Source organism: uncultured Lactobacillus sp. (assembly GCF_946477725.1).
Taxonomy (GTDB): domain Bacteria; phylum Bacillota; class Bacilli; order Lactobacillales; family Lactobacillaceae; genus Lactobacillus.
The window spans coordinates 19905-42098 of sequence record NZ_CAMKZC010000008.1 but is presented as its reverse complement, the minus strand read 5'-3'; the positions used below and the strand labels follow the sequence as shown (position 1 = coordinate 42098).

General features: G+C 35.3%; 20 protein-coding genes. 9 read left to right on the top strand and 11 right to left on the bottom strand.

The features are described 5' to 3' along the window. The first annotated feature begins 829 nt into the window (after positions 1 to 829). Positions 830 to 1162: a helix-turn-helix domain-containing protein gene (locus Q0R51_RS05025; protein ID WP_294757150.1), complete on the top strand. Its 333-nt coding sequence runs from the start codon at positions 830 to 832 to the stop codon at positions 1160 to 1162. Between the two features lie 69 nt (positions 1163 to 1231). Here the strand turns inward: Q0R51_RS05025 and Q0R51_RS05020 are convergent, their stop codons facing one another. Beyond that, on the bottom strand, positions 1232 to 1960 hold the full coding sequence (locus Q0R51_RS05020) for a YebC/PmpR family DNA-binding transcriptional regulator (RefSeq protein ID WP_294757149.1): 729 nt from the start codon (positions 1958 to 1960) through the stop codon (positions 1232 to 1234). 207 nt (positions 1961 to 2167) lie between these two features. Between Q0R51_RS05020 and Q0R51_RS05015 the strand changes: the two genes are divergently transcribed. From Q0R51_RS05015 to Q0R51_RS04985, 7 genes are all read left to right on the top strand, one after another. Continuing rightward, positions 2168 to 3829, top strand: coding sequence for an APC family permease (locus tag Q0R51_RS05015; RefSeq protein ID WP_294757147.1), 1662 nt, complete (start codon positions 2168 to 2170; stop codon positions 3827 to 3829). A 180-nt stretch (positions 3830 to 4009) separates the two neighbouring features. Next, positions 4010 to 4822, top strand: a complete 813-nt coding sequence (locus Q0R51_RS05010) for a Cof-type HAD-IIB family hydrolase (RefSeq protein ID WP_294757146.1) — start codon at positions 4010 to 4012, stop codon at positions 4820 to 4822. A 46-nt stretch (positions 4823 to 4868) separates the two neighbouring features. Beyond that, positions 4869 to 5570 (top strand): ABC transporter ATP-binding protein, encoded by a 702-nt coding sequence (locus Q0R51_RS05005; protein ID WP_046324661.1) that lies wholly within the window; start codon positions 4869 to 4871, stop codon positions 5568 to 5570. A 12-nt stretch (positions 5571 to 5582) separates the two neighbouring features. Further along, complete coding sequence (locus Q0R51_RS05000) at positions 5583 to 8375, top strand: FtsX-like permease family protein (RefSeq protein WP_294757145.1); 2793 nt, start codon at positions 5583 to 5585, stop codon at positions 8373 to 8375. Between the two features lie 188 nt (positions 8376 to 8563). Continuing rightward, positions 8564 to 9328 (top strand): ABC transporter ATP-binding protein, encoded by a 765-nt coding sequence (locus tag Q0R51_RS04995; RefSeq protein WP_294757144.1) that lies wholly within the window; start codon positions 8564 to 8566, stop codon positions 9326 to 9328. A gap of 2 nt (positions 9329 to 9330) precedes the next feature. Next, entirely contained in the window at positions 9331 to 10062 is a 732-nt protein-coding gene (locus tag Q0R51_RS04990) for a multidrug ABC transporter permease (protein WP_294757143.1), read from the top strand. A gap of 110 nt (positions 10063 to 10172) precedes the next feature. After that, the gene (locus Q0R51_RS04985) at positions 10173 to 10781 is read left to right on the top strand and encodes an antibiotic transporter permease (protein ID WP_294757141.1); all 609 of its coding nucleotides are present in this window, start codon (positions 10173 to 10175) and stop codon (positions 10779 to 10781) included. A 64-nt stretch (positions 10782 to 10845) separates the two neighbouring features. Here the strand turns inward: Q0R51_RS04985 and Q0R51_RS04980 are convergent, their stop codons facing one another. From Q0R51_RS04980 to Q0R51_RS04955, 6 genes are all read right to left on the bottom strand, one after another. Next, positions 10846 to 12753 (bottom strand): copper-translocating P-type ATPase, encoded by a 1908-nt coding sequence (locus tag Q0R51_RS04980; protein WP_294757140.1) that lies wholly within the window; start codon positions 12751 to 12753, stop codon positions 10846 to 10848. A 13-nt stretch (positions 12754 to 12766) separates the two neighbouring features. Continuing rightward, positions 12767 to 13138, bottom strand: a complete 372-nt coding sequence (locus Q0R51_RS04975) for a cupredoxin domain-containing protein (RefSeq protein ID WP_294757139.1) — start codon at positions 13136 to 13138, stop codon at positions 12767 to 12769. 136 nt (positions 13139 to 13274) lie between these two features. Beyond that, positions 13275 to 13478 carry a hypothetical protein gene (locus Q0R51_RS04970; protein ID WP_122037448.1) on the bottom strand — a complete coding sequence of 68 codons (204 nt, stop codon included), beginning with the start codon at positions 13476 to 13478 and terminating at the stop codon, positions 13275 to 13277. A 99-nt stretch (positions 13479 to 13577) separates the two neighbouring features. Next, entirely contained in the window at positions 13578 to 14360 is a 783-nt protein-coding gene (locus tag Q0R51_RS04965; protein WP_294757138.1) for an ABC transporter permease, read from the bottom strand. 2 nt (positions 14361 to 14362) lie between these two features. Beyond that, positions 14363 to 15160, bottom strand: coding sequence for an ABC-2 family transporter protein (locus Q0R51_RS04960; RefSeq protein WP_294757136.1), 798 nt, complete (start codon positions 15158 to 15160; stop codon positions 14363 to 14365). Then, a complete protein-coding gene (locus tag Q0R51_RS04955; protein WP_294757135.1) occupies positions 15154 to 16140 on the bottom strand; it encodes an ATP-binding cassette domain-containing protein in 987 nt (328 codons plus the stop codon). Before Q0R51_RS04955 ends, Q0R51_RS04960 begins: the two co-directional genes overlap by 7 nt. A gap of 497 nt (positions 16141 to 16637) precedes the next feature. Between Q0R51_RS04955 and Q0R51_RS04950 the strand changes: the two genes are divergently transcribed. Further along, positions 16638 to 17783: an IMP dehydrogenase gene (locus Q0R51_RS04950; protein WP_046324651.1), complete on the top strand. Its 1146-nt coding sequence runs from the start codon at positions 16638 to 16640 to the stop codon at positions 17781 to 17783. Positions 17784 to 17842: 59 nt separating this feature from the next. Here Q0R51_RS04950 and Q0R51_RS04945 read toward each other — a convergent pair whose 3' ends face one another. From Q0R51_RS04945 to Q0R51_RS04930, 4 genes are all read right to left on the bottom strand, one after another. Next, on the bottom strand, positions 17843 to 18268 hold the full coding sequence (locus Q0R51_RS04945; RefSeq protein WP_110445897.1) for a MarR family winged helix-turn-helix transcriptional regulator: 426 nt from the start codon (positions 18266 to 18268) through the stop codon (positions 17843 to 17845). A gap of 4 nt (positions 18269 to 18272) precedes the next feature. Beyond that, entirely contained in the window at positions 18273 to 19670 is a 1398-nt protein-coding gene (locus Q0R51_RS04940) for a DHA2 family efflux MFS transporter permease subunit (protein ID WP_187156517.1), read from the bottom strand. 131 nt (positions 19671 to 19801) lie between these two features. Beyond that, on the bottom strand, positions 19802 to 21325 hold the full coding sequence (locus Q0R51_RS04935) for a glycosyltransferase (protein ID WP_294757134.1): 1524 nt from the start codon (positions 21323 to 21325) through the stop codon (positions 19802 to 19804). Positions 21326 to 21457: 132 nt separating this feature from the next. Beyond that, a complete protein-coding gene (locus Q0R51_RS04930) occupies positions 21458 to 22168 on the bottom strand; it encodes a hypothetical protein (protein ID WP_046324647.1) in 711 nt (236 codons plus the stop codon). Positions 22169 to 22194: the final 26 nt, after the last annotated feature.

Sequence of the window (22194 nt, the reverse complement as noted above, 5' to 3'; positions counted from 1 at the left end):
TTAGTGATATTTATTTTTTTATTGTTTTGATAAAGTTTTTGTAAAACCTCTTGGACTTTTTTAATCTGAACTTTTAATTTTTATAATAGGATTAATATATTAAATAATATTGCTAGAATAATCATTTCTAGTATAGATAAAAGAATTACCGGTAATTCGGTTTAACAAACTAAATTACTACAGTAAAATTTAGTGTTTGACTACCCAACTTATCTACTTTAAATTCATTCTTATCGATTGTTTAATCCTGAAACAACTTTAATTCTTATGTATTACTCATAAATAAAAATTTTTTAAAAGTACATTGATTAGCAACCTAGGTGATAATCAGATTAGAATAGTTATCACTTAACCAACTAATTGAATTACTTACATTCATAAAGATTTTATATGCTACACATTTATATTGTGTAAAGATAATTAGCTGTGATTGCTAACCAATATAATGCAATAAAAACAGTTTTTTATTGCGATTTTGCTTCTTTGTATATATCATTAATAAGGAAGCAAAATGATAAATGGCTTTTTCTTTTTGCTCTAAAACTACCAAATAATTTTATTTAATAGTTTAATTTTATGTCTATACCTACCCCCAATCTCATTTTTAAGTGCATTACTATGGAATATTGAATTTTCTTTTGCCACAAGTGATACTACATAGGTATACAAAAAAGTAGCCAAGTTCAAATTGAGGCTACCATATTAACTAACACAAAAATGAAAATTTTGTGCTTACCACTATGTGGATAATTTTATTATATTACCATATTTGATAGCGGTCAAGAACAAAAGCAATCATTTGTAATACTTTTTTAAGGACGAAAATAGCATGAATGTTTATTCTCGTATTTACAACTCCGCTAAAGAACAAGGAATGTCAATAAAGGAACTGGCTAGGAAAGCCAAAATTGGTGAAAATAGTATTTATCGTTGGAAGACAATCAAACCTTCAATCCAGTCTTTGACTAAAGTAGCTCGACAATTGCACGTATCTACTGATTATTTATTAGGTCAGAAAGAAGAAAGTTCGAAAAGCTTTCGTTTGGACATAGCCGATAAGAACACTCAGTTATTGTATCAAGGACAAGAAGTACCAGAAAAATATATTAAAATGCTCCGTTTTATTATGGAAGAAGATAAAGCAGAGAAACAAAAAAATTAGTTTTAATATAAAAAAATTCTCTAGAACCGCATCTTCGATTCTAGAGAATCCATTAAAATGAATATTTTATTATTCTTCGTCAGTTGCAGCCGTATAGACATTCTGAACATCATCATCATCTTCCAGAGCATCTACCAAATGATCGAATTGTTCTTTTTTATCATCTGGAACTGGAGTGGTTGTTTCAGGTATCATTGTCAATTCTGCATTGGCCAACTTATAGCCCGCTTTTTCAAGTGCATCGCGTACTTGAGCAAATTGCTTAGGGTCGGTGTAAATTTCATATGCATCATCGCTAGTTTGCAAGTCATCACCGCCAGCATCCATTACATCAAGTAACATTTGATCTTCATCAGCATCAGTTGTTGAGCGGTCAATAACAATGTAGCCCCTACGATTGAACATATATGCAACAGAACCCGTAGCACCAAGAGAGCCACCATTTCTGGTAAAAGCAACTCTAACAGCAGAAGCTGTTCGGTTCTTATTATCAGTTAATGCCTCGACAAAGATAGCTACACCACCAGGCGCATAACCTTCGTAAGTAATTTCATCGTAATGTTCGTCTGAATTGCCTTCAGCCTTTTTAATAGCCCGGTCGATATTAGATTTTGGCATATTATTGGCATGAGCCTTATCCATTACCATACGCAAATTAGGATTTCCGGAAGGATCAGGACCACCATTCTTTGCAGCCATATATATTTCACGAGATAATTTTTGGAAAATTTTACCCCTCTTTGCGTCTTGCGCATTCTTGCGGCCTTGAATATTGTGCCATTTTGAATGTCCTGACATTTAAGAATCCTTCTTTCTTTTGATAGCGTATTAACGATATTATCTTACCGCATAGCACCACAAATTTCAATACTAGCAATTATTTAGCTTCACTTTTTAACATAAATTAATACGCTTTCATTAAAATAAGTTTATCTTGACTCTGGTCAATTTTTTATTTAATTAGTAAAATAAAAACATTAATTGTTTTCAAAGGAGAGAGTTTTAGTGGAGGAAATAAATTCAAACAAGAAATACATATCTTGGCCAGTCTTAACCCTGATGGCTTTTTGTACCGTGATCGGGCTGGACGATATTATGTACAACTTTCAAAATCAGGGAATGCCGGTTGTTACTTCATGGATTATCATGTGCTTGTTTTATGTCATTCCCTATTCATTAATGGTGGGCCAGCTGGGATCCGTTTTCAATAATGAAGGTGGCGGCTTATCATCCTGGGTTCGTGGAACTAACGGAGAATTTTTGGGCTATTTCACAGCTTGGACTTACTGGGCAGCTTCAATTCCTTATGCAGTTGATTCAGCTAACGAAATAATCGTTGATATTGGCTGGGCTTTGACCGGTTCTGAAAAGTTTCAAAGTCAAATTTCTAATACCAAATTCGCCTTGATGACTTTTGCTATGTTCATTATTTTTATTATTGTTGAACATTATTTTTCTCATTCAATGGAAGTTCTGTCTACTATTGGTGGTGGATTAATGCTCATCATGACCCTGATGTTTGTTTTCCTAGCCTTCTTGGGACTAGCAAAATCAGGCGGTCACATGGCAACACAGCCGTTTACCTGGCGGACACTTATTCCCAAGTTTGACATGCATTATTGGACAACTATTGCAATGCTTATTTATGCACTGAACGGTTGTGAATTGGTGGCACCTTATGTGACTAAGATGAAAAAGCCTAAGTCTGATTTTCCTAAAGCAATGATTGCTTTGGCATTAATGACTATTTTTCTAACAGTCTTTGGCTCTTTTGCTTTGGGAATATATTTTAACAGCTACCATATTCCTAATGATTTAAAAATGAACGGTGCTTATTACGTTTTTGATATGGTAGGACACCAATATGGTATGGGCAAAACCTTACTTTATGTTTGGGCGTGGACTTCTGTCTTTTATAACGCCGCTTTGTTGGCTGTACTACTTGACGCTATGACTAGGATGCTCATTTCTGACACTGGCGATAAATATATGCCTAAGTTCTTACAGAAAAAAGACAAAAATGGTCTACCTATTAATGGCTATGTTTTAACTGTTTCTTTATCAGCTTTTATCATGCTGTTAGGTATCTTCCTACCAGATATGAACGATATCTTTAATTGGCTGCTGAATTTGAATGGAATTATTTCTCCTGGAGTAACCTGCTGGATCTTCTTCTCGTTCATGCAGATCAGGAAAAACTCGCAAAAGTTTACCTCAGACTACGTTTTTATTAAGAACGACAGGCTGGGATACCTTGCCGGTTTATTTTTACTCATAGTGACTGCTGCCGCAACTATTTTAGGAATTGCACCCCAAGATATCAAGAAGTTTAGTGGTTATTGGTGGTACGAATTAATAATTAATATTGTCGCTATTATCGTGTTAATTGGTTTAGGTGTTATTCTTCCAAGTATCAGACGGCGTGAAGAAGAATATGGTATTGCATTTAACAAAAAGCAATGGGCTACTATTTTTATTTTGATAATCGGTTCTATTGTTTTTGATCTATACCTTGGTGAGAAAAATACACTATTTCACAACGCTGCAATTAATTTTGGTCAAATTAAAATTGGTGTTAATATTGTCATGATTATTATTGAAACAATTTTGGCAATCCTGGTTTGTTGGCTTGTCGGAAGAAGAAAGCCTACTCAAGTTAGTAACTAAATTTTAATTTAACTCCATTCTCCGAAACTATTTTGGTTTCGGAGTTTTTATATATCAAAAATTTAGTTAAAATGCTTTCAAAAATAGCAGTACTCAATATTATTTCACTAGCAATAGTTAAAATATCCGAATATCTACTATATAATAGTAGTAACTAAAAAATAAATTGAGGAGATCTATATGACAAATATTCCCTTTAAAGCTGTAGCCGTTGACATGGATGGAACCTTTGAAAATGATGAAAAACAGTTTGATCATGAGCGCTTCGAAAAAGTCTTAACTAAATTGCGTCAAAGACATATCCACTTTATCGTCTCCAGTGGCAGACCATTATCACGTTTACGTCAAGATTTTTATGAATTTTTAGATCGGATTGATATTGTCGCTGATAATGGTTCAATTTTAACGAAAGACAATCAAATAATAGTTCGCCATGTGTTTACTTATAAAACTGGCATAAAATTAATTAATTTTATTCAAACCAATTATCCTTATGTTCAAATTGCTGCCAGTGGCTTGAACAACTCATATCTGAGTAAAAAGGCATTAAGTAACTTTAAAAATTTGATGCATTATTTTTATCCTAACGCCTGTGAAATTGGCGATCTTATTAATATTCCAACAAGTGATAGCCTAACCAAATTGACCTTAGAGTGCTCTGCTGAACTTGCGCATGAATTAGAACTAAAATTCAATCAGACGAATCCAGAAAGAATTCATTGCACTACCAGTGGTTTTAATAATATAGATGTAATGCCGAATGGAGTTAATAAGGGACAGGGTTTAAAATATTTTCTGCGTTACTTTAACGTAAAACCTGAAGAATTAATTGCTTTTGGCGATGGTTTAAACGATCAAGAAATGATCGAATTAGCGGGATATAGTTATGCAATGAAAAATGGACATGAAGACCTTAAAAAAATTGCTAAATATGAGGCACCGTCTAATAACGAAATGGGCGTATTGCAAGTATTAGAGAGCTATTTAGATTAGAATAAGAATATGAATATTGTTTTAAAAATGATAAGGACAAATTTTCATGAGTTATATTGACGTACGACACAACTTTAAGCGTTACCATACAGGAGATACAGAAATATTAGCTAATAATGATGTTAGTTTTACTGTTGAAAAAGGTGAACTGGCCATTATTTTGGGTGCATCCGGTGCTGGTAAGTCAACTATTCTAAATATTTTAGGTGGAATGGATACTAACAGTTCCGGTGATGTCATTATCGATGGTAATAATATTGCTAAATATAATAAGCGGCAGCTGACAAGTTACCGCCGGACTGATATTGGCTTTGTATTTCAATTTTATAACTTAATTCAAAACCTCACAGCAAGAGAAAACGTTGAGCTGGCATCAGAAATCGTTCCTGACGCACTTGATCCGGTAAAAACTTTGGTTGATGTTGGTCTCAAAAACCGCATTAATAACTTTCCGGCAGAATTATCTGGTGGTGAACAGCAAAGAGTAGCAATCGCTCGGGCGATAGCCAAAAATCCAAAAATTCTACTTTGCGATGAGCCCACTGGCGCACTTGATTACCAAACGGGAAAAAGCGTTTTACAAACGATTATTAATATGAGCCGCAATAACGGAACTACAGTAGTTATAGTTACACATAATAGTGCTCTGGCTCCTCTTGCTAACCGGGTAATTCACTTCCATGATGGCAAGGTTACGCAAATTGAAGAAAATTCACACCCCGATAGTGTTGCAAATGTTAAATGGTAGAAAAGGCTAATCATGAATAAAGTTATTCTAAAAGATTTTTGGCGATCAATTAAGCATACCAAGGGCCAATTTGTTTCTATCATGGGACTCATGATGATCGGTGCGTTTGCTTTAGTTGGTTTAATGGTTACTGGCCCAGATATGCGCGATACTGGAAATCATTATGCACAAAAGCTCAATACTGCTGATTTAACGGTTATTTGCAATTACGGCTTAGATCAGAAAGATACGCAAAAAATCAAGAAAACTAAGGGCCTGCAGGCTGTTGAATTTGGTTATATGACGGATACTGTAATCAAAAACAGTCAGGAAAGCTTTCGCATTTTTTCTAAGCCCAATTTTGTGGGCAAATATGAAGTTCGCAAAGGTCACCTGCCCACTAAGTCAAACGAAATTGCTTTAGCAGACCATTATTCTGATAAATATCAAATTGGTCAAAAAATCACTTTCACTGAAAAGAAAAATGTTTTAGGTACGACTCTTTTAAAACGAAAAAGTTTTAAAATTGTGGGCTTTGTGCGCTCTAGCCAGATTTTATCAAATGTCAATTTAGGTCAAAGCAATAGTGGTACCGGAGAATTAAAAGGTTACGCAGTAGTTGATCCTAACGCATTTAACCATACTGTCTATACGACTGCCAACTTAAGATATAAAGATTTGAGAGGCCTTGATTCTTATGGCAAGACTTATACCAGCAAGGTTAAGAATCATAAAAGAGTTTTACAGGATGACTTAAAGGACACTGCTTATCAAAGAAAAGAAAGAATTCTATCCGCTGCTACCAAAAAGCTTGCACCGCAAGAAAAGAAGATACATGAAGCTGAGCAAAAATTAAAAGCTGCCAGTCAGCAAATTAACGCTGCCGAAAAGCAATTAGCCACTCAAAAAGAAAAATTAAATGCAAAAGTAGCTCAAGCTAAAGCTGCTGGTATAAATTTGCCACCAGCTGCTCAAGCTCAAATGGAGCAGGCTGAACGAGAAATAGCTGCTGGTGAGCAAAAACTCCAACAAGAGAAAAAAGTATTTGCGCAAAAATCGCGTAATGCAGCCCCAAAAATAAAAACTGGTAAAGAGCAAATTAACAAGGCGAAAAAGCAATTAAAAAAGTTAGCTCTGCCCAGTTATAGCGTGTATAACCGAAGGGAAGTTCCTGGCGGTGAAGGTAATTTAGTTTATACAACTGTAGCACAAGTTGTTGAAGATTTAGCAAAAGTATTCCCGATTTTTCTCTATTTTGTTGCCGCTCTAGTTACATTTACCACCATGAATCGTTTTATTGACGAAGAGAGAATTAATTCCGGCACAATGAAAGCACTTGGTTATGATGATTATGTCATTATCAATAAATTTCTGGCATATGGCTTTATCTCAGGTACCATCGGTACCATTTTAGGAATTTATTTGGGCCACACTTTGATGCCGCAGATTGTTTACCATGCATATTACAAGTCATTAACGATCCCACCAATTGAATTACACTTTCACTGGCAGATCAGTCTGGTAGCTCTCCTATTGTCTTGGATTAGTTCAGTTTTACCGGCATATTTAACTGCGAAGAATGAATTTAGAGAAAAGCCAGCTGCCCTCTTGTTACCAAAAGCTCCGGCTGCAGGATCAACAATCCTTTTAGAAAAAATTCCTTTCATTTGGAACCATCTCAGTTTTACCCATAAAGTTACTGCCCGTAATATTTTTCGTTATAAGAAACGCATGCTGATGACCATCTTTGGCGTTTGTGGTGCTGCTACTATGCTTTTTGCAGGTTTCGCTGTCAAAAATTCAATTACTAACATGAATAACAGGCAGTTCAACGATCTAATTCATTACAACATGATTGTCGCCCAAAAGCCTGGTATTTCAGTTAACCAGCAAAAGACTCTCAATAATAAGTTAAACGAAAACAATATTAAATCGGAGACTCCAATTTATTACGAATCTATGTCTAAAATTGCCGGTAAAACTGGTGACACTCAAGACATTACGTTAATTGCACCGTCTTCTGACAAGGTATTAAAAGATTACGTTCAGCTAACTAATCGGAAAACCAAGCAGACTCTGCATTTAACTAATAATGGCGTCATCATATCGGAACGGTTGGCAACTCTGCTTAAAGTAAGCAAAGGCGGATATCTAACGCTCACGGACAAAGATAATAAGTCTAGAAGAATGAAAGTAGCTGGTATTACAGAAATGTACATGGGACATTTTGTCTTCATGAATAAGAATCAATATCAAGATATTTTTAAACGCGACTTCAAATCTAACGCCTATTTAGTTAATTTAACTAATCCTAGTCGCAAAAACACTAGAAATATAGCTGCCCAATTTATGGCTTTATCCGGAGTGGCTGGTGTCGTACAAAACACGGCTGTTAGCCAGGAATTAGATGTCGTGGTCCAATCTTTAAATTTAATTATGCTAGTGCTAATAGTAGTTGCTGGACTTTTAGCAATTGTAATTCAGTATAACCTTACTAATATTAATATTGCTGAAAGAATACGAGAACTCTCAACAATCAAAGTTTTAGGATTTTATGATAATGAAGTTACAATGTATATTTATCGTGAAACTATTCTTTTAACAGGCATTGGTATTTTGGTAGGCTATCTGACCGGAGATTTGCTCTATCGCTATATTCTTTACGTAGTACCACCTGATAATGTCATGTTTAATCCGGCATTATCTGCTCCAAGTTTTCTGTGGCCATTAGGTGTAATTGGTGTGATTACTATTATTTTAGGCTTTATCGTTAATAAAAAGTTAAAAGACCTTGATATGTTAGAAGCTTTAAAATCAGTCGATTAACTAAAACCTGCTCGCAAGGAGCAGGTTTTTTATTCATAATAAATTAAGAAATAAATAAAGTTGTGCTATAATTTTCTTATTAGATTTAATGTTCATGAAAAGATCTTCAAATTAACCTGTATACGAAATATTTATCATCCTTCCTTTTTAAATGATAAAGTTACTACAAATTAATTTTGGAGAAAAAATTGAATAATATTTTACAAGTTAAACATTTAAAAGAAACCTATAAGGATAAAAAGCAGGCATTTCAAGCTTTAGATGATGTTTCTTTTACAATTGACCAAGGAGAGATTTTGGCGCTTTTAGGACCTAATGGTGCTGGCAAAACTACTATTGTTTCAATCATTGGCGGTTATTTAATCCCTACTTCTGGCCAAGTGATTTTGAATGGTCAAGATATTACCACTGCACGAAAGAGACCAAACATTGGCGTTTCTTTTGGTGGTGATTTAGGTTTTTACCGTAACGCTACAGCCAAGCAAAATTTACAGTTTTTTGCTGACTTGGCTAAAGTCCCCTTTCGCAGGCAAAATAAAGAAATTGAACGTGTTTTGTCCATTGTTGACCTTCTGAATGTTGCCAATAAAAAAGTGGGAGAATTTTCTAAAGGAATGACGCAAAGACTGCATATAGCACGCTCTTTGCTCAATAATCCTAATCTATTACTCTTGGATGAACCCACAAGTGGTCTTGATGTTGAAATTGCACAAAGTGTGCAAAAGACAATTAAAAATTTGTCTGACTCGGGTATTAGTATTTTATTAACCAGTCATACAATGTCCGAAGTTGAAAAATTGGCTAAACGGGTAGTCATTTTAGGTGCAGGGAAAGTATTTTTTACCGGCACCATCAATGCTGTTTTTGGCTTAGCCGAAAAAGAAATAAACAAAAAACCTAAGAATTTAGAAGAAGCTTACTTAGCTTTAGCGCCTAAATTAAGGAGGAAATAAAAATGCGTTTTATTCGTCTTTTCCTCTTTCATGTTAAAGATTATCTTTCAGACCAATATTTTGTCTGGTTGACGATTACAAGTACTACTTCTATCTTTTTAATGCAATATATTATGGCCTATGCTTCTCACGATTTGAATAATCCACAATTGTGGCTGCAAAGTGGTATTTTTGGCATGTGGACTTCGTGTACAACCGTTGCCGGTTGTATTGGTTTTGAACGTTACAAAGGCACGCTACCATATTTGCTAAACAGTCAATATGACGAGCGAGCTTCTTTAATTACTTTACTTTTACCTGCTTCGAGCTATGGTTTATTTTCGTTTCCTATTGCATTTATTCTGGCAAAAATATTAGGAGCAGCTACTGGTAAAATTTCTCTGGACCAGATTTTGCTAATTTTTCTAATGTGGATCGGGTGCTCAGTAATGGGCATCTTAATTTCATCTTTTCTAACTCTGTCACCAAATGCAATGGTCTATGAGAGTTTAATCGGAACCCCAATATTATTATTAGCAGGATTATTCGGCAATAATACCATTTTAGGACCATTAACCAACGTATCACAATGGTTTATTCCAATCACGGCACCAATTGCTGCCTTATCCCATAATAAAAGCCTCAACTGGTCTTCTTATTTCTGCAGTTTGCTTCTTTGGATTGTATTAATTGTGGTTATTGTCAGAAAAATTAACGACCTAGTAAGAAGGAAAGGAGCTCTGAAAATTATCTAATGTTTGCTACACAGTTATCGAGCCTTTCATTTCTGAATAATTGGCGGACAAAACTGACCTAATTTTTCATCACACCTATGATTAATTTGGCCCTGTTAGTATTAATCAATATGCAGTATTCTAATCAGTTTAATTGGGATGTTGCCATTAGCTCCATTGAAATAGACGCGGCGGTACTTGCCCTTGAAACATTTTGTTCTGCTGTGATTACCGATGCTAATTTAAAGATTGACTTTGAGTTAATTGCCAAAAAGCCTTTCAGTTTCAGATATTGGCTTACTAAGTGCATTGTTGCCATTATTATAGGCTGCACTTTAGCACTAATTAACCTATTTTTATTGTACTTAGTCGGTGCTCCCATAGTCATTATTGAACGAGCTTTGCTCATGCTACCGCTTTTATGTCTTTATGGCTGCGCTTTAGGTTTTGTATCTTGGGCCATCTCATGGCAAATGAATGATCCCTACTTTTTGGAGAATATTTTTAGCAGTTTAGCCCAATTAGTATCAGGAGTACTAGTGGTAATTTCAGCTTATCCTGAATGGTTAAAAGCAATTGCTTTATTATTCCCTTTTGCAGAACCTGTTACTTATATCAAAACAGGTAGCGCCAACCTAACTTATAGTGTATTTATTACCTTCATCTGGCTGATAGTTGGCATTTTAGCTTATATTTTTCAAATCAAACCTGTTTTAGCCAAAGGAAAACATCATTATTAAAGTTCACACAGTGAAAGGACAGTCGAAACCAATTCGACTGTCCTTTTGATTGATATTATTTATCTTAAATTTTGGCTTTTCCTAACATAACTGAACTGATAACAACCGATAATGAACTAAAGGCCATTGCTAATCCTGCTATTTCCGGACTAAGTGTGAGACCCACACCTGCAAAAACACCAGCGGCAACTGGAATCCCCAGTACATTATAAATGAATGCCCAAAACAAATTTAACTTTATCCTATTAAAAGTCTTGCGACTCAGTTTCAAAGCGCGTACAACATCTTCTAAATCGTTTTTAATAAGTACGATGCCACCTGCATCAATGGCAACATCCGTACCAGAACCCATTGCAATACCAACATCTGCTTGGGTTAGAGCTGGCGCATCGTTGATCCCATCACCAACAAAGGCGACATGATGTTTTTCCTGCAACTTTTTAATAACTGCTGCTTTATCAACTGGCAAAACTCCAGCTATTACCTGATCGATACCCACTTGCTTTGCAATAGCCTCAGCTACCTGCTGGTTATCACCGGTGAGCATAACGGTTTTAAGTCCTAATTGATGTAAATCGGAAATTGCTTTTTGAGCGTTTTCTTTAGGTGCATCTTGAATTGCGATTAGACCCAGCACTTGATTATCTTGAACAACAGACACTACTGTTTTAGCTTCATTTTGCAATGCCACTATTTGCTCTTCTAATTCTGGAGCAATTTTAATATCTTTATGTTTTTTGGGGCTGCCGACCGCAACATTTGTACCAGAAATTTTACCAGTGACACCCCATCCTTCAATTACAGTAAAATTTTCTACCGTTTTTAACTGCAACTTTTGCTTTTTAGCCGCAGCTAAGATAGCTGGAGCGAGAGGATGTTCAGACAATTTCTCTAAACTAGCAGCATATTGTAGGACATTTTCTTTATCTCCAACAATATCTGTTACTTGTGGTTGACCTTTGGTAATCGTTCCCGTTTTATCAAAAACTATAGTATCAATGCTATTGGCAGCCTCTAAAATTTCGCCGTTTTTAATTAAAATGCCCATTTTGGCACCACGACCAGTTCCAACCATTAATGCAGTTGGTGTTGCCAGCCCTAAAGCACAAGGACAGGCAATCACCATAACCGCAACGGCAAAAACTAATGCAGTTGCTATGCTTTTACCGAGAAAAATATACCAAACTAAAAATGTTACAATTGCAATAATCAAAACTGTTGGAACAAAAATATTAGCAACTTTATCGGTTAATTTTTGAATTGGTGCATGACTGTTCTGCGCCTTTTTTACAATATCTACTATCTGAGCCAGCATGGTATCGTTGCCAACTTTTTGAGCTTCCATTACAAATGAACCAGTTTGATTAATTGTTGCACCTATAACTTGATCGCCACTAATCTTTTTAACCGGCATGCTTTCACCGGTTACCATAGATTCGTCAACACTGGAATTGCCGGAAACAATTTTGCCATCGACTGGAACTTTTTGTCCAGGCATCACTTGAATTAAGTCGCCCTTAACTACCTGAGTGATGGGAGTACTGACAAAATGATCACCTTTTTTAACCAGAGCATCTTTTGCGCCTAAATTAAGTAACTTTCCCATAGCATCTGAAGCCGTAGACCGCATTTTTTCTTCTAAAACCTGCCCTAGTAAAACAAAAGTAATGACTAAAGCCGCACTTTCGAAAAATACGGGTTTGCCGTTAAACATGGCATAAATGCTATAAACATAAGTTATTGCTGTACCTAAAGCAACCAGGGTGTCCATATTTGAATGATGTTTTTTAAATGCAGACCAAGCACTGGAAACAAACGGGCCAGCTGAAATCAACATAATAATCGTAGTTGCTATCAGCATAGTCCATTCTCCACCAGGCAACATCCAGCCAGTAAAAGGATGAATGATCATTTCAACTAGCATCGGTAGTGATAATATTAGCGACGTCCAAAAACGTGTTGTTATTTTCATTCTTTTACCCTATCTATTTGACAATAACCTTACCATGAAACATATTCATACTGCATGCCCATTCATATTCGCCGGCTTTGGAGGTATCTATTTTAATCGGTTCAGTTTTACCTTGAGGCAATTTTTGATTTATACCAAAATCTGAGAAGATAACATGGTCTAAGCAACTGGAAGAATCGGTTCTTTTAAAGTTTAAGGTAGCCGGTACTCCTCTTTTTAAGATAACTTTTTCTGGAGAATATCCGCCTTTGACCTCAATATCAACACTTTGCTTATTCGAACTAACAGACGCATTTTCTGTTGCTACTTGGTGCTTACCAAAGAACCACCATGCGATAAAAGCGATAAGTGCGACTCCTAAGCTTAAAATAATAATCCTATTCATGATAATTCCTCCTAATTGAAGCTTATTATTAATGTCTACATTCGTAAACTAAGTTTAGTATAAATTGTGTATCTACAATTGTAAACATTAATGCTTTAAAAAAACTTACTGAGAACATCAGTAAGTTTCAGCACTATTAATCGGCATCTAATCGCTTTAACCATTGAGTGAGGTCATTTTTATCTAACATTATTTGCTTAAGTTCTGTTTTATTTTCCGCAGCCAGTAGCACCATTAACTGGAGATATTTACCAACTGAAATACCATATTTTTCCAAATTAAACTTAGCATTTTTTACTACTGCATTATCTAAACTAACTGTAACTAGTTCGTCTTTCACCGCTTATCCCTTTTCCCATATTTTAAAATAAAAACTGACAGGAATATTCTAAAAAAATTTATACGGCTGTGCAAGCTTTATGGAAAACAGTTTACTTAGCTATCTACCAGCTCCATCATACTTCTTGAGGCCTAAATTCCAGATTACATGATCCAGTACTACAAATATTAAAGCAACTAAAAGCTGTAGTAGCAAAATATGCCATTCTTCTGGCCTTAATAGAATAGTTGTTGCGGGGCATGCAACTAGGCCAAAAGGCAAAATAAAATTAAATATTATATTGCCCAGGCCACGATAAATACTTGCAGGATAACGACTCATTTGTATCATACTTAAAAATAAATCATTTCTGCCAAAATTAGTTGGAAACCAAAAGGCTGAAATTGTCCAGAGATACCACAATGAATAATACAATATGCAGCCTAATACACAGGAAAATAAGAAACAAACTAGTTGGATAAGACTAATTTTTATTCCTTGACACGCATAAATAATTACTACCAGTCCCAAAACGGAATTTATTAGTTGAGTAAATTCAATGGAACTGAAAAAATAAAATAGTTTAGTATTAATTGGTTTTAGGAGCACCGAATCAAGCGTACCCTCTCTAATATCAGCTTCCATTTTAGGCATCGATTTGACTAAGAAGGCCATCAGGAAGCCATCTAGCATAGTATAAACCCCAACTAATAAGAGGCATTCCTTAAAACTCCAGCCTCCAACAGTGTCAACATTTAAATAAATGACTTTAAAGAAAGCAATTGGGATACCCAACCAAAGTACTGAAGAAATAATACCAAATACAGTATCCAGCCTAAAACTAATAGTCTCTAAAAAGGCTATCTTGATTAAAGAACCGATCAGTTTAAATTTATTTTTCATATCTAACCCATTACATCAGAATATCTCTGAAGCCCTTTTCTATTAACTATTTGTACAATTACATAAAAGATAACTGCCCAAGCAATCTCAATACCCGTATTTTTAAGCCAAGATTGTAAGGAGAGCCCTTTTACCAAAGTATCTATGGGAAAAGAACTAAAATACTGAAAAGGTAAGCATTTGGTTATTTTTACCAAAAAAGGCGGCAAGATTTCTAAGGGAAAATAAAAACCAGCCAGCAAGTTTACCAACACTTCTTTTACTAGTAAAACAAAGAAAAGGTTATCAAACCAATAAGCAACACTACCTATGATGTAAGAGAAAAGAAACCAAAGCACCGCTGACATAATAATGCTAAAAGCAAATTCCAACAGCACTATCGGTGATATCTGCAATAAATTTTTTACTAGAATGTATAATATTCCAATTATCAGTATTGGAGCCAGTAAAAGTAGATTTGCTAATCGGTCGCCAACCATTTTAGCAAAATAATATTTTTCAATTGCTATTGGTCGATGAATAATGTTTGACAATTCACCCGAATGAATATCATCATTTAATTCCCAGTCAATTGCATACCAAACAAAGGAATTGATAAAGTTAACGCCAATGTAGTAAATGACAATTTGATTTTTAGTAAATCCGCCCACTGTTTGCCCGTGATTTAATATTAAAGACCACAGATAAAACATTACGATACTTGGTACGAGAGCTTGCAGTAGCAAAATCACCACACTGCTTTTATTCGCTAAAATAGACTTGAGGGAAATTTTACTTACTGCACGGTATGTTTTTAACATTTTTGATTCTCCTCGGCAAATAATTCTAAGATAATGTCTTCCAGTTTCAGTTCATTTATTTGATAATTTGAACCCTGTTTGTTTTTGGCAAGGAATGCAATCATATCATCAACTTCTTCATTTGGAACTTTGATGGTAATTGTTAAATCATCCTGATTGATTATTTTGCCCTCAATATTCTTCTCAGCAAAACTTTCTGATTTATCAAATGTGATGTACTTATTACTACTGAATTTATCTAGTAGATCCTGTTTTTGACCATTCCACATAATTTCTCCGTGATTAACAATTATTAAGCGGCCGCAGATAGTCGCAATATCTTCCATATCATGGGAAGTCAAGAAGACGGTCAGTTTTTCTTCTTTATTTAGTTGCAAAAGAAATTTACGGATATCTCTTTTTGCCAAAACATCAAGCCCTATTGTGGGCTCATCTAGAAAGAGCACTTTAGGTCTGGTGGCTACACCCGCTAAAAATTCAATTTTCATCCTCTCTCCCAGTGATAATTTACGCGTTTGAGTATCTAATTTTTCCGCAACGTTTAATATTCGCGCTAGATTATTAACTGTTTCTTGAAAAGATGTTTCAGAAATATCATACATTGATTGCAAGAGCTTTAAATAATCTCTGGGAGTTAAATCGGGAAAAAGTTGTGACCTGTTTCCCATCACCACCGAAATTGATTTTTTAAAATCATTAGTCCTTTTGGTAGGATCAAAGCCATTGACCCTGCAGTAACCTGAAGATGGAAAAAGAGTACCGGTTAACATCTTTATAGTAGTAGTTTTACCTGCACCATTTTGTCCAATAAAACCTACTTTCTCTCCTGGTTTAATGTTAAAGTTTAAGGATTTAACGGCATTAACAACCGTTCTTTCTGGCTTAAAAATATTTTTTGCTATAGCATGCCAAGTCTCGCCTCTGGTGGCCACCGCATATTTTTTTGACAGATCATGTACTTCAATTGCATTTTCGCCCATGTTTCAAACTCCATTTTTTATCGAATCCGGCACAAAAAGGCAATTACCAAAGGAAGTACCCCTTTGATAATTGCTCATATTGAACATATTTACCATACTTTGCTAATGCCATTGGTTTAACCTCATTATCCGATAGATATTTAATCAACAACATTAGACTCAATTTTAGCACAGTCTTAATTGTTTTTAAATAATATTTAATTTCTTTATTAATTTTATTTTAAACCCGAACATTATCTAGCTATCATAAATTACTCACCAATAACTAACACTTATCAATCATTGACGTAGGATGTAAAAAATCTTAATATTTTTACTTTATTACTTACAATATAAACTAATATGGTATATTTGTTCGCCTTTAAGGTTGAAATATATTCAAAGTAATATTATACTTTTATCAATATAGCTTTTGATTTTAACTTGACCAAGATCAAAATCACTAGTAAAGTGTAATCAATTTAACTTTAATAATTTTAAAAAGGAGAGTGCATTAAATGTCAAATTGGACAACAAAATTTGTTAAAGAAGGTCTAACTTTTGATGATGTTTTATTAATTCCAGCCGAAAGCCACGTATTACCCAATGAAGTAGATTTACATACTCAACTGGCACCTAATCTGAAACTAAATATTCCTATAATAAGTGCGGGAATGGACACTGTGACTGAAGGTGCAATGGCCATAGCTATTGCACTGCAAGGCGGCTTAGGAGTGATCCATAAAAATATGTCAATTACTGCTCAAGCTGGCGAAGTTGCAAATGTCAAAAATGTTGTTGTCCCAAGTAATATTACGAAAGCCGCTGTTGATGATCACAACCACTTATTGGTTGCAGCTGCTATTGGCGTTACCAGTGATACATTTGAACGGGCTGAAGCACTTATAGAAAAGGGAGCAGACGCAATTGTCATTGATACTGCACATGGTCATTCAGCTGGAGTTTTACGTAAGATAAAAGAAATTAGAGCACATTTCCCTGATATTACCCTTATTGCCGGCAATATCGCTACTGGTGATGCTGCTAGAGCACTCTTCGATGCTGGGGTTGATATTGTCAAAGTTGGAATTGGGCCGGGTTCTATTTGCACCACACGTGTCGTAGCTGGTGTTGGAGTTCCACAAATTACTGCAATTTATGATGCGGCTACAGCTGCTAGAGAATACCACAAACCAATAATTGCCGATGGCGGTATGAAGTATTCCGGTGATATTGTTAAGGCTCTAGCTGCTGGTGGTAATGCTGTTATGCTTGGTAGCATGCTTTCAGGGACTACTGAGGCACCGGGCGAAATTTTCGAAAGTGACGGTCACAAATTTAAGACTTATCGCGGAATGGGTTCTGTCGGTGCAATGGCTCAAGCCCATGGCTCTTCAGACAGATACTTCCAAGGCGGAGTAAACGAGGCTAACAAGTTAGTACCTGAAGGCGTAGAAGCCCGCGTTGAATATAAAGGTGATGTTTCTGATATTGTCTTCCAGATTATTGGCGGTCTGCGCTCAGGCATGGGTTATGTCGGTGCCGCTACAATTGCTGACTTACGAGAAAATGCACAATTTGTCAAAATTACTAATGCTGGTTTACGAGAATCTCACCCACATGACGTACAAATTACCAAGAAAGCACCTAATTACGAAAGATAATAAAAATTAAGAAAAAAACTAGTTATTGCCTCAAAACAATAACTAGTTTTTAATTTATCCTATTTTTCCGAAATAGCGTCATTCAGTTTCTGTAAATTCTCTACTAACTCATTTTTAGTTTCAGTTCCAAGAATTGCAGCGTAACTATTCTCAGACTGAAAAACATAGTTAGAAATTTTTTGTTCTAAATTAACAGCTTTAGGGGTTAGGATGATTGCTTTTAATCGAGTGTCATGTGGATCGACTTTTTTCGTAATTAGGTCTTTTTCTGCCATTAAATGTAAAACATTGGTAGCAGTTGACTTTCTAATATTGAATTCATGCTCAATGTCTTTTTGATAAATTGGCTTATTTTGGGCAAAGGAAGATAAGTATTCGATAATCAACATTTGCGTTCCAGTAAGACCTATTTTTCTGGCATAGTGATCAGCGTTGCGGTTAAACGTATTTTGTACTCTCTGCAATGCCAATCCTAATCTTTTCATTATTTCATTCCTTTGCTTTTACTGGTTTTGTAGCCTGATAAAGTAAGTATACACCAATAAGGACAATAATTAGAATAAAAATTAGACCGACTTGTGCGGCATCAATGTATTTTCCAGAAGTAGAATTTTGACTACTCATCTGCTCTACGAATTGCATGATGGCTGAAATAACTGCAGTGCCAACCGCACCAGCAAATTGCTGTGCCATATTGAACAGACCGTTACCATCAGTACTTTCTTTTTCGTCAAGTTGACCAATAGAAGCCGTCATAGTATCACCCATTACTAAACCTATTCCCAGCATCGTAATGGTATAAAACAAGATTATCTTGCCAGAGGTTAACGATGAAGCAAATAAACAATATAATATGCCACCAATTATTTCAAAAACAGCTCCAGTCATAATTGGCTTTTTTGGTCCGTAGTTATCAAGTAACCTGCCACTAATTGGTGACATAATTGCTCCTACGAGCCCACCGGTTAGTAGTAATAGCCCCGCAGTCATCGCAGTAGAATGGTTGACAATTTGGACATAATTAGGCAAGATGAAAGACAAACCCAAGGTATTTACCTGGAAAATAAAGTAGGCTGTAATTCCTTGAGTGAATCTGATGTTTTTAAAAACACGAATATTAATCAATGGATTAGTAGTTTTCAATGAGTGCTTAATAAAAATGATTAAACTGATTATTCCTAATGCTAAAGGTAAAATAAACATGAGCGGTTTTTGTAAAATTGTAGACAAGTTGCTAAAAGCAAAAATTAAACCAATAAACGTTAAAGCAATGCTCAGAAAGCCGGTAGTATCAAGCCTAGTATGCTTAATGCTCTCGGTTTGACTTGTTATTGAAGTTAAGCCCATGATCAAAGATATTACCATCACGGGGATAATAAAGATAAAAATATAACGCCAGCCTAAATTATTAACAACCAACCCGCCAAAACTTGGCCCTAAAGCTGGAGCTACAGCAGTAATCATTGTTCCTATTCCCATAAGGAGGCCGAGTTTATCAAGCGGTGTCCTTTCCAAAATGATATTAAACATTAAGGGAATAGCTATTCCTGCGCCCGCGCCCTGAATTACGCGACCAATAACTAAAAAAATAAATTGGTTAGCAACTGCGTCGATCACCAATCCGCAAATAAATAAAGAAGCGGCTATTACAAAAAGCTTTTTCGAACTAAAGTTTCTTTTTAAATATGCTGATAGTAGCATAATAATGGAAGCAACCAGTAAATAGCCCGTTGTCATCCATTGTACTGTGGCCATATTAACATGAAAATCATTCATTAAAACTGGAAAAGTAACGTTCCCTGCCGTTTCAATTAGCACACCTGAAAATGACATCAGTCCAGCTGCGAAAATTGAACAAATTAATTTTGCATCTAATTTTCTTTCCATTCGAATTCCTCCTGGTTATTTAGTTAGCAAGCTAACTAAATAACCATAGTAACTCACATTTTTTTGAAATGCAATAAATTAAAAGCAAAGAAAAACCACCTTGAATTTCAAAGTGACTTTTTAAATGCTATTTATTTATCTGTATTAATCACATATTTTTGCCAGTAACGCCAAACATTATCACTGGAAAAGCGCTTAGCATTTTGATAAGCACCCTCATTCATTTTCCTGCGTAATTTTGGACTAGCAAAGAATTCACTAATTTTAGCTGCTAAGTCATCTATATGACCACTTGGCACAACAAAACCGCTCTGACCATCAGCAATCAAGTCTGCTGGACCATAATTGATATCATATGCAAATACCGGAACGCCGTGTGATTGAGCTTCAACTATTGAAAGCGGGGCTCCTTCGTATCTTGAAGAAAGAATTGAAAGTTGAGCATTGTCATAAACATAATCCATATCTTGGGTGTAACCCATAAAGTGAACTACATTTTCCAACTCGAGATCTCGCACCAGTTTCTTTAGCATGTTTTCTTCTTTGAAATTATCCGCGCCATTGCCATAACCATAAATATCTAGAGTAAGTGTATCATTATTTTGATAAGCTTGATTAAAGGCTTTGATCGCGTCATCAATTCGTTTTTCATGGAATAAACGAGCTACAATTATTATTTTCCCTTTTATACGCTCACTCATTGGGATATGCTCTGCATGTAACTGCTCATCTGGTACTATTCCCACAGGTATAGCTACTATCGGCACTTGCGTTCTTAGTCTTTCACGCATGTCATCCGCTTGATGTTTTCCAGGAGTGACTACTAAGTCGGTTTTACTGAGTAATTCGTTATTAGAAATTGAGTTGTAAGTAAGAGGTGAAGTAGGATCCCAGTAGTCTCTGAAGTGAATATTATGAAAATGTTCGATTTTTCTGGCAGGCGTTTTCATATTAATCATTGGCACGTTGGTAATATTACTGCGATCAGAGATAAAGGTTGACCTTTCAGCCCCATCCTGCTGGTTTAATTCATCAAGCATAATAGTAAAGGCTTGACCACTATTCATAAGTGAGTGTACAACACCTTGAATATCAGTCAATTGAATGTTAGTTGCTGGATATGAATTCGGTCTTTTTTCATATGAAATCTCGTAATATATGGTATTGTCGGGACGGAAAAACAATTCACAGACTAAATGTCCATCCACTGTATCATAAATTTGTGTTAGGCTTTTAAACCCACGAGTATCATAAAAGTCCTGCTTAATGCAGTTGACATCTCCGTTATAATATTTAATCGTGTCCACACTACCATTAGGCAACATATTAATAGTCATGGTTTTACGATTGTCTTCGTACACTTCATAACCATTATTGATTTTCTTCACCTTATTAAAGTTTGGTATCGGTAAATCTTTTATCGTGACAACGCGACTGGCAAACTTTACCGTACCGGCAAAGAAGTCAAACATATTAACATAATCATCATCAGTCATGCCATATAAAGTTAAATTACGATGTGCAAAGCGATTAAACTCTGACATAACAATTTTTGCCTTAACGTGATTGCGTTTAAAAAGCATTAATCTTTTTACTTCTGCGTGCTCTATCCCTGAACTATTTGCGTCTAATCTATTGTTTAAAAAGTAGTACATTAATTTGTCCTTTATTTATACATTCGAATCACTATTAATTTTAGCACACATTTAACAAGTATTTACGTTACGTTAAAATAAATAAGCATTAACCTAATTTTTTAGGTAATGCTTAATTTTAAAATTAATATTTTATTCTTTTTTTGTTAGCTTTAAAACTAATGGCCAAATCAATGCTGTTATCACACCTACTGCCAATCCTGCCCACAGCACTGGAGAAACAGTTAACGAAATTCCTTGAGCAACATTACTTTCCAGCCATTGTACTAATTGGTTAGCTAAGAATTGTAATGCTCCAAAGGATCCCACAGATGCAATTAACAAAATAATTGCAGCCCAATATTTACCAAATAATATTAACAAAGCGGATAGGATAAAAATTAGTATTGCGGCAAAAAAGCAATAATGGAAAATAGTGATACTTTGATTAACCTGATTCTGGTTTTCTTTCAAACCGTCGTTAATTTTGTTTAGTAACAATTTGCTGACTGCTTTTTGCACATCATTATTCTCTGGAAAAGATAAACTTTTAGCCGTCACTTCACCATTTTCCTGGTAACTTGCACCTAAATTGTACAAACTGGTATAAGACATATCATGATGATATTTTTTAGGTAATTGTTCGAGAATTTTGTCTTCAACACCAAAGTCCTTAGCCAGTTTCAATGTACTCTTTAGTCTTGAGTCACCTGTATTGTTAACACTCTTTTTGATCACTGTTTGAGCCAGACCACGAACATTTTGCACATTCACTGTTATCGGGGACTCTATCATTAGAAAACCGGAAACACCAACCGCTGCAACAAAAATTAGCCGTAACAAAATACTAGCGAATTTTCTCATTTAATTAACCTCCTAAAAAATATTAA

Bases quoted from the DNA above. Each gene is read 5' to 3' on its own strand.
- Q0R51_RS05025 (WP_294757150.1), top strand. From the start codon at position 830: ATGAATGTTTATTCTCGTATTTACAACTCCGCTAAAGAACAAGGAATG.
- Q0R51_RS05020 (WP_294757149.1), bottom strand. From the start codon at position 1,960: ATGTCAGGACATTCAAAATGGCACAATATTCAAGGCCGCAAGAATGCG.
- Q0R51_RS05010 (WP_294757146.1), top strand. From the start codon at position 4,010: ATGACAAATATTCCCTTTAAAGCTGTAGCCGTTGACATGGATGGAACC.
- Q0R51_RS05005 (WP_046324661.1), top strand. From the start codon at position 4,869: ATGAGTTATATTGACGTACGACACAACTTTAAGCGTTACCATACAGGA.
- Q0R51_RS05000 (WP_294757145.1), top strand. From the start codon at position 5,583: ATGAATAAAGTTATTCTAAAAGATTTTTGGCGATCAATTAAGCATACC.
- Q0R51_RS04990 (WP_294757143.1), top strand. From the start codon at position 9,331: ATGCGTTTTATTCGTCTTTTCCTCTTTCATGTTAAAGATTATCTTTCA.
- Q0R51_RS04985 (WP_294757141.1), top strand. From the start codon at position 10,173: ATGCAGTATTCTAATCAGTTTAATTGGGATGTTGCCATTAGCTCCATT.
- Q0R51_RS04980 (WP_294757140.1), bottom strand. From the start codon at position 12,753: ATGAAAATAACAACACGTTTTTGGACGTCGCTAATATTATCACTACCG.
- Q0R51_RS04975 (WP_294757139.1), bottom strand. From the start codon at position 13,138: ATGAATAGGATTATTATTTTAAGCTTAGGAGTCGCACTTATCGCTTTT.
- Q0R51_RS04965 (WP_294757138.1), bottom strand. From the start codon at position 14,360: ATGAAAAATAAATTTAAACTGATCGGTTCTTTAATCAAGATAGCCTTT.
- Q0R51_RS04960 (WP_294757136.1), bottom strand. From the start codon at position 15,160: ATGTTAAAAACATACCGTGCAGTAAGTAAAATTTCCCTCAAGTCTATT.
- Q0R51_RS04955 (WP_294757135.1), bottom strand. From the start codon at position 16,140: ATGGGCGAAAATGCAATTGAAGTACATGATCTGTCAAAAAAATATGCG.
- Q0R51_RS04950 (WP_046324651.1), top strand. From the start codon at position 16,638: ATGTCAAATTGGACAACAAAATTTGTTAAAGAAGGTCTAACTTTTGAT.
- Q0R51_RS04945 (WP_110445897.1), bottom strand. From the start codon at position 18,268: ATGAAAAGATTAGGATTGGCATTGCAGAGAGTACAAAATACGTTTAAC.
- Q0R51_RS04940 (WP_187156517.1), bottom strand. From the start codon at position 19,670: ATGGAAAGAAAATTAGATGCAAAATTAATTTGTTCAATTTTCGCAGCT.
- Q0R51_RS04935 (WP_294757134.1), bottom strand. From the start codon at position 21,325: ATGTACTACTTTTTAAACAATAGATTAGACGCAAATAGTTCAGGGATA.
- Q0R51_RS04930 (WP_046324647.1), bottom strand. From the start codon at position 22,168: ATGAGAAAATTCGCTAGTATTTTGTTACGGCTAATTTTTGTTGCAGCG.